The sequence below is a fragment of the Denitrobacterium detoxificans genome (genome assembly GCF_015062615.1).
In the GTDB taxonomy this organism is placed as follows: Bacteria; Actinomycetota; Coriobacteriia; order Coriobacteriales; family Eggerthellaceae; genus Denitrobacterium; species Denitrobacterium detoxificans_A.
On record NZ_SUUH01000001.1, the window covers coordinates 480,307 to 492,899 of the forward strand.

At 59.5% G+C, this 12,593-nt stretch carries 10 protein-coding genes; 2 read left to right on the forward strand and 8 right to left on the reverse strand.

Annotated elements, in window-relative coordinates; translation table 11 throughout:
* The 6 genes from E7002_RS02100 to E7002_RS02125 all read right to left on the reverse strand — a co-directional run bounded on the left by E7002_RS02100 (position 1) and on the right by E7002_RS02125 (position 6,751).
* Positions 1-606, reverse strand: coding sequence for a 4Fe-4S dicluster domain-containing protein (locus E7002_RS02100; RefSeq protein WP_303727266.1), 606 nt, complete (start codon positions 604-606; stop codon positions 1-3).
* 63 nt (positions 607-669) lie between these two features.
* On the reverse strand, positions 670-1,485 hold the full coding sequence (locus E7002_RS02105) for a DmsC/YnfH family molybdoenzyme membrane anchor subunit (protein WP_303727267.1): 816 nt from the start codon (positions 1,483-1,485) through the stop codon (positions 670-672).
* Positions 1,486-1,488: 3 nt separating this feature from the next.
* On the reverse strand, positions 1,489-2,124 hold the full coding sequence (locus E7002_RS02110; protein ID WP_303727268.1) for a 4Fe-4S dicluster domain-containing protein: 636 nt from the start codon (positions 2,122-2,124) through the stop codon (positions 1,489-1,491).
* On the reverse strand, positions 2,124-5,165 hold the full coding sequence (locus E7002_RS02115) for a molybdopterin-dependent oxidoreductase (RefSeq protein ID WP_303727269.1): 3,042 nt from the start codon (positions 5,163-5,165) through the stop codon (positions 2,124-2,126). The genes E7002_RS02110 and E7002_RS02115 overlap by 1 nt, the downstream gene beginning before the upstream one ends.
* Before the next feature lie 60 nt (positions 5,166-5,225).
* Positions 5,226-6,044 (reverse strand): hypothetical protein, encoded by an 819-nt coding sequence (locus tag E7002_RS02120; RefSeq protein WP_303727270.1) that lies wholly within the window; start codon positions 6,042-6,044, stop codon positions 5,226-5,228.
* A complete protein-coding gene (locus E7002_RS02125; protein WP_303727271.1) occupies positions 6,044-6,751 on the reverse strand; it encodes a molecular chaperone in 708 nt (235 codons plus the stop codon). The genes E7002_RS02120 and E7002_RS02125 overlap by 1 nt, the downstream gene beginning before the upstream one ends.
* 231 nt (positions 6,752-6,982) lie before the next feature.
* On the opposite strand from E7002_RS02125, the gene E7002_RS02130 reads away from it, so the two are divergent.
* A complete protein-coding gene (locus E7002_RS02130; RefSeq protein WP_303727272.1) occupies positions 6,983-8,443 on the forward strand; it encodes a LuxR family transcriptional regulator in 1,461 nt (486 codons plus the stop codon).
* 91 nt (positions 8,444-8,534) lie between these two features.
* Here the strand turns inward: E7002_RS02130 and E7002_RS02135 are convergent, their stop codons facing one another.
* Entirely contained in the window at positions 8,535-9,083 is a 549-nt protein-coding gene (locus tag E7002_RS02135; protein WP_303727273.1) for a cytochrome c3 family protein, read from the reverse strand.
* A 3-nt stretch (positions 9,084-9,086) separates the two neighbouring features.
* Entirely contained in the window at positions 9,087-10,832 is a 1,746-nt protein-coding gene (locus E7002_RS02140; protein ID WP_303727274.1) for an FAD-binding protein, read from the reverse strand.
* A gap of 238 nt (positions 10,833-11,070) precedes the next feature.
* Between E7002_RS02140 and E7002_RS02145 the strand changes: the two genes are divergently transcribed.
* On the forward strand, positions 11,071-12,531 hold the full coding sequence (locus E7002_RS02145) for a helix-turn-helix transcriptional regulator (RefSeq protein ID WP_303727275.1): 1,461 nt from the start codon (positions 11,071-11,073) through the stop codon (positions 12,529-12,531).
* The last annotated feature ends 62 nt before the right edge of the window (positions 12,532-12,593 follow it).

Here is a 12,593-nt window from a genome sequence, read left to right on the forward strand (position 1 = left end):
TTATGCCTCCTTACACGGCACGACGTTGATGCCTCGGCTCTTGGAACCCGAATACGAGCCATAGCTTGCCGAAGGGCATTCGTATTCGCATTGACCGCATCCATTGCAGAGAGCCTCGTCAACGACGGGGTGGCCGTTCCCGTCGAGCGAGATAGCGCCATACGCGCATGCATCGACGCAGGCATGACAGCCGCTCTCCTGATATGCAATGCATTCCTCATGGTCAATGACGGCCAGGCCAATCTTGTCTTCCGCCGGGTCGAACGCGCCCAGCGCCCCCACGGGGCACACGGCGATGCAGTCATTGCAGAACGTGCAGTATCCCTTGCGGAAGTCGATCTTCGGCGCGCGATAGGAGACGAACCCGTCCTCCAGCAAGCTGGCAGTCAGGCAGTTCTCGGGGCATACGCTGCGACATTTATCGCACTTCAGGCACGCCGCCAGAAAGGCGCTCTCGTTTTGGCCGCCCGGCGGACGCAGCAAGCCGGCATCCTCGCCGAGCACGACGCTTCCCTGTCCCAGGGCGAACAGGCCGGCGCATGCGACGGCACCCAGGGCAAACGACCTGCGCGAGACGCGCACGGAAGTAGTTGAGATTTCGTTCATGGCATTCGCTTTCACACACAAGGCCGCGCCGCCGAGCGAACCCGACGGCGCAGCCAAGAAGAGCTACATTACCTGGAAGAAGTTATTCAGAACTTCAGAGCACAGCCACATGTAGCAGCGATACGCAATGGAGCCGGCAAGGGCGCATAGGCACGCCAGGGCGGCCAGAGTTGCGGGATTGAGCTTCGCCGCATCGCCGCGAAGCAGGGCAACGCCCAGCACCGCGGGGCAAACGCCGCCCACGAAAACCGCAAGACCCCAGATGACCAGCGCGAAATCGGCCGAGCTACCCGAAGCGAGGGCAAAGGCGGCGGCAGTAACGGCAGCCACGATGCCGCCCGCGACGAGCATCTTGCCATGCAGCTCGAGCGCATCCTTCTGAACGCCAGACGAAATGGCAAGCACATAGTATGCGGCAATGCCGGAGGGAATAGCCGTACCCAGATAGCCAAGCGGAAGCAGCAGGGTGTTCCAATTCTGCTGGGAGGCCATCATGTACGAATCGCCCGCCATGAAGGACAGCGCCACGCCAATGAGAGCGCCCAGAATCGCAAAGACCTTTCGGACGGAATCGCTCGCCTCACGCTTGAGCAGCACAACGTAGACGACGACCAGAGCAATCGTTATGCCCACGAGCATGGCTTCCACGAAAATGCCCGACGTGGGATGCGAAAGCGCCCCCAGCATGCGGTCGGGATGCGAAAGATGCGTGGCGGAAGCGATGCCACCCACAACTTCCAGGACGATAGCGACCACGGCAACTTTGAAGCGAATGCCCTCATTCGCACCGCGCACCTCATCGAGCGCCAACGGGACAAGCATCCACCCCGCCATGCCGGTAAGGGCGGTGAACAGGACCAGGGACCATTGAATAGCCATGTCTTACGCCTCCTTCTTCTGCCAGGCCGCGCCGTGGGAATCCGAAACGGGCTCCAACTCTGCGGAATCGACCCACGTTGCAATCTTGCTGGACAGGATATAGCTGGTCAGCGGGCCATTGCCGCAGTCAGACAGCTTATGCACCGAAGAGGGATCGGCCTCGGACAGCGCCTTCGATACGTCGCTGTCCGGATCGTCCAGGTCGCCGTAGAAACGCGCGCTTGCACAGCAGGCAGCTACGCAAGCAGGGTCCTTGCCCACCGAGGTAAGCTGCTGGCACAGCGTGCACTTCTCGACGCACTTCTCTTCGCTGTTCCAGGAACGAACGCCATAGGGGCAGGCCATCATGCAGTACTTGCAGCCGATGCACTTGGATTTGTCCACCAGCACGACGCCATTCTCGTTACGATAGGAAGCGCCCGTGGGGCACACGTGCGTGCAAGGAGACTCCTCGCACTGCTGGCACTGAACGGGCAGCCAATACTGTTCCAAGTTCGGGAACGTTCCCATGGGACCCACCTGGATTACCTTGTTCCAGTCCTCGCCCAAGGCGATGCCGTTCTCGTTCTTGCAGGCAACCTCGCAGGAATGGCAGCCGAAGCACCGATCGGCATTAACAACTAGGCAATAGCGGCTCATTATTCGTAACACGCTCCTCCGGTAAAATCACTCGGCTCGGGCATCCAGGGCTCGAAGTCGGTGGGCTCGTACCAAACGCCTTCGGGCTTGGAAGCCTTCTCGATCTTCACGCGAATGCCGCGCAGGGTATACGTGCCGAACTCGGGGTTGTAGAAGCCCGTATTCTTCGTAAGCACGTTCATGTTCTCGGTTGTCCAGGACTTGCGCCCATCGGAACCATCCTCCAGGAACTCGGGGTTCCAGAAGCGCTCCATGTACAGGCTGTCTTCGGCAATGCCCTTGGTCACGCGTGCCACGCCATAAATGCCGTCGCTTACGATCTTCTGGGCGTCGGCCGTGAGCTCCTCGCCGGGATTGAACTCGGAAACGCCTTCGGTCTTGCTTTTCGCCAGCGTCGTGGCGGTATCGATGCCCGTGGTGATGTCGCGGAAGACATCCTTGCCATCGGTACGGGGGCTCTTCAGGTTCACCCAGTCGCCATCGGAGATGCCGTACTTCTCGGCGTTCTCGGGCGAGATCCACACTTCCGGAGCGGGATACAGCTCGCGCATGTAGGGGTTGTTGCGCAGCGTGCCGTGATGGAAGAACGGCAGGCGGCCTTCGGTGAGCGTGAGGGGGTATTCGTCACCGAAATTCGTCTCGTCCTGCGGCGTGAAGTAGTACGGCATGGGGTTCCAGTCCACCACCGAAGCGGGCATCTCGAACGACTCCAGGCCATGGCGGCCAATGTAGAGCATGTTGTCGGCATAGGGGCCGCACTTCTTCGGGTCGTCGACGATGTCATTGGCAGCCGTGGAGAAGCCGGTGTAGGCATTCGCGTTTGCAGCGCCGCTTGCGCCCAGGTCGCCCTTCTTGCCGGAAGAGCCGGCCACAGCGCCCACGTGGCAGTAGCCGTCGTATTCGGTGCCACCCCAGAACTCGTCTTCGGTAGCCCATTCCTCGGGCATGATCTGCCTGGCCTCTTCCATGGTGGTGATGCGGGAGTCGCCGCACTGCTTGGCTACCCAGTCCCAATACTCGTTGATGGTCTTCCAGTACGCGGGGACCAGCGGGCTTCCAATCATCTCGTCGCTCATGGCGGCTTCCATGTTCGGGTCGTAGAGGTCGCTGTCCTTGTCACTCATGGCTTCGGCAATCTTGCCCCACATCATAATTTCGTCAGCAGCCTCGAAGAGGTTGGTAACAGGCTGGCGAAGCAAGTTCACGTTCAGGCGCATCTGCGCGAAGGAGTTTTCGAGCCACTCGCATACGGGGAACACGATGTCGGCAGCTTCCGTGGTGAACGACGTCGGGTACATGTAGCCATGCACGATCAGGTCGAACTTCGGGAACGCCTCGGTCCACGAGGAGGCATTCGCCAGAGCGGCCATCTTGTTGCCGGAACGCTCGATCCACACCTTGGGCTGATACGGCTCACCCGTGAGCACAGCGGAAAGGATAGTAGGAATATGGCTGTGCATCCAGCCGCCCAGACCCTTGTGCTCGCAGTAGCCCAGACGCTCCAAGATGGCTTCGTCCTCCTGGAACTTATAGGCAGTCTCGCCCAGGAAGCCTGGTGGGAAGATGGTAGATTCGGCGGATTCCAAGCCCGTGGAACCATAGCCGCCAACGCTGTTGGCGGGGCAGCCGCCGTGATACAGGTGCGCCGTCATGCAATCCAGGGCGGCAGCACCAATGGCAGCCTGCGTGGACACGGGATACTGGTCGGTTGCAACGCCCAGGGAAATGCCGCCATGGGCGCTCGAGCAGTACAGCTCCACGGCCTCGGCGATCTTCTCGGCCGGACAGCCCGTAATCTCGGCTACGGTATCGAGATCGTACTTCTCGCAGCGATCCTTGTAGGCCTGGAAGGCCGTCTTACACGTAATGGTCTCACCCGTCTTCAGCGTGACTTCCACGGTGCCGAACAGCTGGGGATTGTAGCTGGATTCGTTATCGGGACCCAACGCAAATGCCTTCGTCACCTGCTGAGTAGCCGTATCGAAGTACACATAGCCCTCATTTTCGGCCGTGCAGTCGTCGAACACGTCGGAAGCGCGCAGCAGCTTGCCGTCGGTAGTAAGGTCGGGCGTCACCAGGGGCAACGACACCTCATCGCGAGCGTCTACCAAAAACGGGAGATTGGTCCACTTAGCCGCAAAGTCCTCGTAGTCGGGAATCTTCTCGTAGAGCTTGTTCTCGATGATGTAGTGCATCCAGCCCAGCATCATCGCGGCATCGGTACCGGGCTTGATGGGCAGCCACACGTCGGCCTTGCTGGCGTCGGGCGTGAAGCGCGGATCAACCACGATGGTCTTGGCGCCATACGCGCGGATCTCGGCGATGGCGCGGCCCGACGTCGCAGGCGAGTTCCACGCAGGGCCCGTGCCCCACATGACGAAGACGTCGCACAGGTTGCCGTACTTCGCGGGCTTGTACAGCTCGGTGCAGTTGCCGTCGGCGATGGACGTATCGCCCAAGCCGTTGATCAGGGGCATCGTGTAATTTCGGGGTAGGTAGCACTGAGCGCAGCCCGGCTCGAACACGTTGCCGGCGCCCCAGAAGTTACGGAAGCGCGGCGGGCTGAAGAACTGCGGATTGCCACCGCCACCCGTCGAGCAGAGCAGGCCATGCTTGCCCGTCTTGTCGCGCATGTCAATCATGGACTCGGCAACCGTCTTGGCAGCCTCATCCCAGGAGATGCGCTCCCATTTGTTGCCAGGCTTTTCTCCAACGCGCTTCATGGGGTACTTGTTGCGGTTGGGATGGTACAACGCCTGAATGCCCGAAAGTCCCTTGGGGCAGATGTGCCCCTTGCTCATCGGGTCGATAGGGTCGCCTTTCAGCTTGATGACGCGCCCATTGCTCACCGTGGCAATAACGCCGCAGTTCATAATGCAGGCACGGCACGAGGTATGAACCTCTTGCACATCGTCATCCGCCCATGCCTTGTCGCTGTGTACGAAGTCGTTGGCCGCGGTTACGCCCAGCGCGCCCGTAGCGGCGCCAGCGATGGCGGCAATCTTCGCGAACGAACGACGTGACATATTCGTCGACACCATGCTTACTCCTCTCGTTCCTTTACTCTCTCTCGTCTTGCTTTCTATTCAACAAAGGGGCGGTTACGCACGCGCAAGCGCATCTTCGCCAGCAGGCGTGATAACCCACGCCCCTTGCCAAACCAAACCACCAGCCGAAGCGAGCTTGTCGATGTAGAAATCGGGCGCGAGCGTGTGATGCTCGTGCACCGTATCCTTGGCAAAGCCTTCGGCAGATTCGTAGAACTCCTTGATTTCGGAAAACGTGCGAGGCTCCCGGCAAAACGCGAGCATCGCTAGATAGGTACCCTTCCGATGAGGGCGATATGCCAGCAGGGCCTCGAGACGACGCTGCGGCGCGATGAGATCAACTACGACCAAGCCCGCCTCGGTATCGACGACGAGATAGTCCGCGGGAACAACGTCAGGGTCGGCAAGGGCTTCCTCGCCAAGGGGCTCGCCCATCTCATCAACAGGCGTCTTCGCAAGGCCGCCCGCATTCACGAGCATCTGTACCATCGTGTGGGGAGTCTGCAGCAAATGGCCGAAGCGTGATTCGTCGAGCTGCTGGATGAAGCTTTCCACCTGTGAGAACAGACGCTCTTCCGTGCAATGGGCCAGCACCTTGTACAGCGGCTCGCGCAGGGAATTCTGCGAAGCCACGCAGCGAAGGACGGAATCCACGCGCTCCTCGAGCGGTGCATCGACCGTGGGCGCGTCCTGAATGTCCACATGCTCGAACCCGAAATGGCCCTCCCCTTCGGGAGCAATCTCGCCCGCGCCATTCGCGGCATATGCCTCGAAGCTCTTGGACGCCTGAAACGAGGGAAGCTTGCGATTGAGCAGCTTGGACGCATGGCGCTTTTCCCCTGCCAGTGTACTTTCGCAGGCATTCTGCTCCATTACGCCTCACCGCCCATCTCTTCGAGCGCCCAGATCACATCAGCCATGACCTCAGTCTCCTGATGGACGAACCCACGCGTTACCTTCGCCAGCCCGCGATAGAAATCCGTCTCGGCAACCTCGATGATGGTTTCGGCCAGATCATCAATCCAATTCAGCTGATGGCACTCATGGAACGCGCGGGCAAAACGCGCATAGCGCAGCGCCTCCCCACCATCCTGAGCTTCCAGAGCATCATTCATGCGCTCGAGCAGGCTGGCCAGGAATTCGAATTCGAAGGCAATGTGGTCCTCGGGAATATGTAGGTCGGGATCAGGCTGCATATGCTCTTCGCAGTACGCCTTGTAGACTTCGTCGCGCGCTTCCTGCATGAGCAGGCCATGCTCCGAGGTGAACACCGATTCGTACGGCGTGGCCGCATACGTCTCGTAATTGCCCGCAGCCAGAAACGTGTGGGCGTAATCCACGGCAAGCGCCTGACGCGTTCCCGTATTCATGTTCGCCAGGGCGCGCTTGATGTCGGAATAGCCCTCGGCGATTTCCGCAACGCCGCCATCGAGGCCCTCGAACGACTGATTCGAAAGGGCTTCGAGTTCGTCTTGCGTGCATTCGTGTAGATAGAGATGAGCGAGCTTGCGATACATTGCCGCTCGCACCGCATTGATCGATGCGAGCTGCACGGCAAGCTCTTCCCGTCGTGCATCCATATGCGATTCTCCTCCGTAAAGCATTGCCGAATCTCCCGCTCGTCATCGGGACGCTCTCCAGCACGATTCGGCTTCGTCTGCGGCAGAAAGATAGACAGGAGCTCACGGAGTCTGAATAGATAAGCGTTGACTAATTGACTAGTCGCACCTAGTCAATTGCGAACTAAAACAGGTAAAGGCCCATATCAGAGAATTGCAAGATGATAAAATGCCATTGACGAGAGGATGAGGATGACTGCAGAAGCAATTCGCAAGATCATTGACCAGAAAGATCCCGACCTAACGTATCTTGGCCTTGCCTTCTGGATGGCCTGGAACTCCATTGCCTTTTCGGGGCTATTCTGGGCCGACGCAACGGGGCAGGCCGACGCCATCGATCGCCTGGTGTTCACTCACCTCACCGCCTGCGTCGTCGCGCTGATCCTCATTGCTCTCGCGTCGAAGCAATGCAAGCGCTTCATCGCGAAGAATTGGTTCACCATGGCAGGCGCCGGCATCGCCACCATCGGCACGGTGCTCATCTTGCTCACCCCTTCCATCGCTCCGGCGGCCTTCGAAATCGGGGGCATTCTCACCGGCATGGGTACCACGTTCATTTTCTTCCGCGCCGCCCCTCTATACGGATCGCTTCCGCCACGCCGCGCAGTGTATATGCTTGCGCGTTGCATGCTCTACGCAGCCGGCATCGTCTTCCTGCTCAACTGTTGCAATGACATCGTCGCCATATCCTCCTTCGCCATCCTGCCGCTCTGCGCAAGCGCGCTACTGTGCATACGCAGCGAATCAGTGCGCGGCGAAGCCCAGATGCTCTACCGCGATGGCGCACCCACCCAGCGAACGGTTCTTGTACTCGGGGCCATCATCATATGTTCAACGGGATTCAAGGTCCTCGAATCGTACATACTGACAGGTATGCCCACCGATCGCCTTGCTGCCAGCATGCTCACGAGCAACGTACTGCAAGTACTACCAGCGCTAGGAATTATGATTGCCACGCTCTTCGGGCATAACGAACGATCGGGCATCATGAAAACGTACCTGGTTGCCAGCATCGCGCTCATGGTGCTCATGCTGGGAATAGCGCTTTCGGGCGTTCAGGACCCAACAACCGCCGCCCTGTCGCATACCATCTGCACGCTGTACAACACCATCGTCTGGGCAATGCTGGCCTGGACGGTGTATCAGCTGCAATCGGGCGCCCTGCGCGTATTCGGCTTCGGAAACGCCGCGCTGGCCACGGGCACGGCACTGGGATCGCTCATCGCGATAGGATTCCGCAATGGGATCATTCCCGATTCGTACAACCTTGCCCTCCTCGTTGTTTTCGGCATACTCACGCTGGCCAGCTCGCTATTCGTCTTCTCGGAAAACCGCATGGGCAACCTGCTTCTGCCCATCAAGGAAGACCTGCTGAAGACCGATGTCTTCAACCCGCAGGAACGCCTTACCGCAGAATGGGAGCGCAACTGCCAAGCGCTCGCCGAGTCGCATGGCCTCTCCGCGCGCGAAACCGACATCTTCACCCAGCTGGCCCACGGCGCAACGCCCGCCGAAATCGCAGAGGCGGAAACCATTTCCATCTACACGGTACGCGCCCACGTGCGAGCCATCTACTCGAAACTCAACGTACATTCGAAGAAGGAGCTCATCGACCGCGTGAACCAGGGCTTCGACACGGGCGGCGATTCGTAGGGCCAAGCGCCACCACCCCACGCAACCCCATACGCAAAAAGGGCGGCTCGCTCAATGCGAACCGCCCTTCGAATGCACTGTCGATTTCGACTTATGCCTTCATGCTCTGACCGCCATTGCTGTGGCACTCGCCGCAGGTATCCACCTGCGAAGCATGGCCCTTATGGCACTCGTTGCAGTTCATCTCGCCATGCGGCTGAGAATGCGGATTGTAGGCACCCAGATCAGCCGTCTTCTCGGCAAGAGCCTCGTAGCTATCGCCATGGCACGAGAGGCAGGTCTCGTTGTCCACGTAATAGCGATCGGCAAGGCCCAGGTTGTCGGTGTTGCCCGTAAGCTGGGAGCCCAGCTCGGCCAGCTGCACATCAAGCTCAGCCTTGTGGCAATCGAGGCAGGTCACGTTTGCGCCTGCATGCAGGTGCGCAAGACCGGCACCTTCGGAAGCATCCGTGCCCTCGTAGTTGGCAAGATGCTCGCCCATGCTGTCATGGCACACCGTACCGCAGAAGGAAGGCGTGTTGTGCCACGCGAAAGCACCAATGCCAGCGATGATCACGACGGCAACGATAACGCCCGCTACGATGCCCTTCTTATGAACCTTCTTCTGAGGCTGCTCCTGAGAGGTCATTTCCTCTGCCATTGCTTATTCTCCTTTCGCAGCATGCTCGCCGGACACGTAGCCAAAGGTGACGCAACGGCCCACCGAAGGCCCGAAGATGTGACGCGGATAGTTACCGCTGAAGAAGCCACCCGAAGCGCCACCTGCGGCATACAGGCCCTCGATGACGTTGTTGTCGTAGTCGAGAACGTGGCAGTTGTAGTCAACTACCAGGCCAGATACCGTAGCCAGAATGGTGGACTGATGGATCATGGCAAAGAACTCGTCGCCTTCGATCTTGGTGGCCTTGGCCATGTTGCGATTGAAGTCGTCGTCCTTGCTGGCATCCTTGAACGCGTTGAAGCGAGCACACTCGTCCTCGAGCGTCTTGGCGTCGCAGCCAATCTTCTCGGCCAGTTCGGCAAGGCTGCTGGCGCGGAATGCCCAGCCCTTTTCAATCAGGCCGTCAAAAGCGGTGAGAGCCTTCTCACGAGCGGCGTCCTCGAGGGAAGCCAGCTGAGTGGAGCTGGACAGGCGCCAGGTACGGGCACCGCAGCCCTGCTGAGCGCTAATGGCGTTGGAGCGAGCCTGGAACGGAAGGTCCTCGGCGCAGAAGCGCACGCCCTTCTCATTGATCATGATGCCGCTCAGGAAGGGGCTCAGGCCCGTAGCGCCGCTGTAGAAGCCGGTCGGGTTGCCGAAGTCGAAGTTCATGACCGCAGCAGGCAGCGGATCCATCTGGCCACCAATGGCCAGGCCCATCAGCTGACCGTCGCCCGTTGAACCCGTGTTGGGGCACCAAGAGGCGTAATTGGTCACGTCTTCGGTACGGCACCAGGACTTCAGCATCGTGGGGTTGGCCTCGAAGCCACCCGTTGCCAGGATGACGCCCTTGCTGGCGTTTACGCGGAAGTAACCGGACTCATCCTTGCAGATGGCGCCCGTTACGCGACCGCCGTCTTCGCGCTCGAGCTTCACGATTGCCGTCTTGTAGCGCAGATCGGCATTCGCGCGCTTGCTGAACGTGTTGGCCAGGTCGGCAACGATCATGATGCCAGCGCCACCAGCGTTATTCGTGGTCTGCTCGGACCACTGCTCGCTCTTGAAGGCGATTTCGGTCTGGGGAGCAGCATAGCCGTGCGATGCGGGAGTGCCAGCCTTGAAGTACGTCTGAATTTGGCCTTCGCCTTCATCGAACTTCTCCTGCAGCCAGTCGGCAGCCTCGCCGGAACGGTCGCCCCACAGCTTGATGGGGTCTACCGGCACGCGGTACTGGGCGGCAAAGCGCATGACGTCCATCATCTCGGCCTTGTCGACGATGTTGCCGGCTTCTTCCATCTTCTTGCCGCCAACAACGCCCATGCCCTCGAACATGCCGCGGCCCACGTCCATCTTCTCGATGCAGAGAACCTGCGTGGTGCCATCATCGGAAGCAGACAGAGCGGCAACGGAACCCGTCAGGCCGCAGCCAGCGACCAGAACGTCGGTTTCCTCGGTGCGGACGATCTCGCTCTCGGGGATGTCGCGCATCTCGAATGCAACGTTGCCCGTACGAGTGAGATCGCTCTCAAGGTCGAGTACGGGGATGTTGCGCGTCTTCACGGGGAACACGTCCGTGTACAAGTCGGCGTTGAACTTGCCTACACCACCCGCGTTCTTCACGGCAGCCGTATTCGACGCCTGCGAAGAGCAACCCGCAAGACCAAATGCACCGGCTGCAGCCAGTGCGCTCACGCCAGCGGCCTTCAGAAAGCCGCGACGCGTAGGCTCTAGGCATTCATGTTTGCCCATAGATTACTTCCCTCCTGTGTCTACCTGTAATCCACTTGCCTTTTTTCTCCGCGCGGTATACCGTCCCGCAAGACGAGTTGAACCGCGCACGTACTTTGTATCCCCACACGGACGCACATGCACGGGTGAAGGACGGGGCTCTTGGGCGAAATGGGTTTCACCCGTATATCACCCGTTAGTTAAACAGGCCTTTTAGGTTTGATACAATAACAATCGCAATTACAGGGAGGCGATTGCAATGGCAGACGAACAGCAGACGCAGACAAGCGATAAGGCTACAAACGCCCCGTTTTTCTTCCCCGAAAACGAGGAAACGGGCGCCCATATGTACCCCATCCGCTTCCTGGGTTTGGCATTTTTCATTACGTGGCTCTGCCTTACGCACATTTCCTCCATTTACCCGGCGAACCCCGACTGGGAAGCCGAGCGCACGCTCTTCGACCTCGGAATGCGCATCGGCGACGTGGGGTCGCTCGCCCTCTTCGCCATATTTGCACCCCGCCTGCAATCGTTCTCGCGCCATATGCCCATGGCCGTAACGACGTGCGCGCTTTCCTGCATGGGCACGCTCCTCATGGCGCTCTGCGTATTCCCCATGCACCTTCCGCCAGCCATCATCATCGTGCTGAGTGCGCTCACCGCCGTTGGCGGCTCCGTTCTCTTCTGCTTCTGGGCGCAGATCTACAGCCGCATGAGCACCACGCAATTGCTGGTCTATTCCGCGGGATGCTGCATCGGGGCCTACGTGCTTTCCTTCTTCGTGGGGAGCCTGCGCCAGCCAGTGGCAATCTTCACCATCTCGCTTATGCCCCTCTGCTCGCTTTTCTGCGCATGGCTTTCGCAAAGTGCCCTTCCGCCCGAAAAGCCCGCAGCAGAAAACGTACGCTATCCCCTGCCCAAGCGCCTCATCGCCCTCATGACGATAGCCGCGCTCATCTCCAGCATTTCCGGGGTTCAAGAAACGCAGGGCGTGGGAGGATCGATGTTTCGCATCAGCGCGACCTGCATCGTGGGAATCACCCTGCTCATTTGCACCATGCAAAAGCACACGATCGACTTTCGCCAATTCGCGCGCATCACCTTCCCCATTGCGGTGGTGGCGGTTCTGCTTATCCCCATTACGGTCCAGCCGTTCAATCTCGTGGCATCCTTCTTGGGAAAACTCGCGTACGTCTGCTTCACCATATTCGCCTTGATGATCATGGCAACCATCTGCCATCGCTACGAGGTGCCCAGTCTGCGTCCGTTTGCCTGCGCACGCGCATGTAGCGAAGCGGCCATACTCATTAGCGTCCTATCGAAGAACACGCTTCATTCGCTGCAGCTCAACACGGAGCAAGCGTTCCTATACGCCATCGCGACCATCTGCATCGTACTGCTGGCGCTTTGCGTTCTCATTTGGAGGCGCGAAAAGGCCGTGAACGAGGACTGGGGCGCGTGCGGCATCTCGCTGGAAACGGGCGCACGCGTCATCGGCGAACGAGCGCGTTATGAACGCCGATGCCTCGAGCTTGCCGAAACCTACAAGCTCACCGAGCGCGAGGCGGAAATTCTGGCCTTGCTGGGACAAGATAAGACGCGCGCCGAAATCGAAGCCGAGCTCTTCCTGTCGGAGAATACGATCAAGACGCATACCCGCCATATCTACCAGAAAACGGGCGCGCACTCACGCGAGGAAATCATCTCGCTCATTGGGTAACAAGCTACGCGCAAACCGCAGGTCATATAGCGAAAGCCGGGCTGGAAGCATACGCCCCCAGC

Coding starts and splice junctions, on each gene's coding strand:
- E7002_RS02130 (WP_303727272.1), top strand. CDS start 6,983: ATGACTGCAGAAGCAATTCGCAAGATCATTGACCAGAAAGATCCCGAC.
- E7002_RS02115 (WP_303727269.1), bottom strand. CDS start 5,165: ATGGTGTCGACGAATATGTCACGTCGTTCGTTCGCGAAGATTGCCGCC.
- E7002_RS02100 (WP_303727266.1), bottom strand. CDS start 606: ATGAACGAAATCTCAACTACTTCCGTGCGCGTCTCGCGCAGGTCGTTT.
- E7002_RS02140 (WP_303727274.1), bottom strand. CDS start 10,832: ATGGGCAAACATGAATGCCTAGAGCCTACGCGTCGCGGCTTTCTGAAG.
- E7002_RS02120 (WP_303727270.1), bottom strand. CDS start 6,044: ATGGAGCAGAATGCCTGCGAAAGTACACTGGCAGGGGAAAAGCGCCAT.
- E7002_RS02125 (WP_303727271.1), bottom strand. CDS start 6,751: ATGGATGCACGACGGGAAGAGCTTGCCGTGCAGCTCGCATCGATCAAT.
- E7002_RS02105 (WP_303727267.1), bottom strand. CDS start 1,485: ATGGCTATTCAATGGTCCCTGGTCCTGTTCACCGCCCTTACCGGCATG.
- E7002_RS02110 (WP_303727268.1), bottom strand. CDS start 2,124: ATGAGCCGCTATTGCCTAGTTGTTAATGCCGATCGGTGCTTCGGCTGC.
- E7002_RS02135 (WP_303727273.1), bottom strand. CDS start 9,083: ATGGCAGAGGAAATGACCTCTCAGGAGCAGCCTCAGAAGAAGGTTCAT.
- E7002_RS02145 (WP_303727275.1), top strand. CDS start 11,071: ATGGCAGACGAACAGCAGACGCAGACAAGCGATAAGGCTACAAACGCC.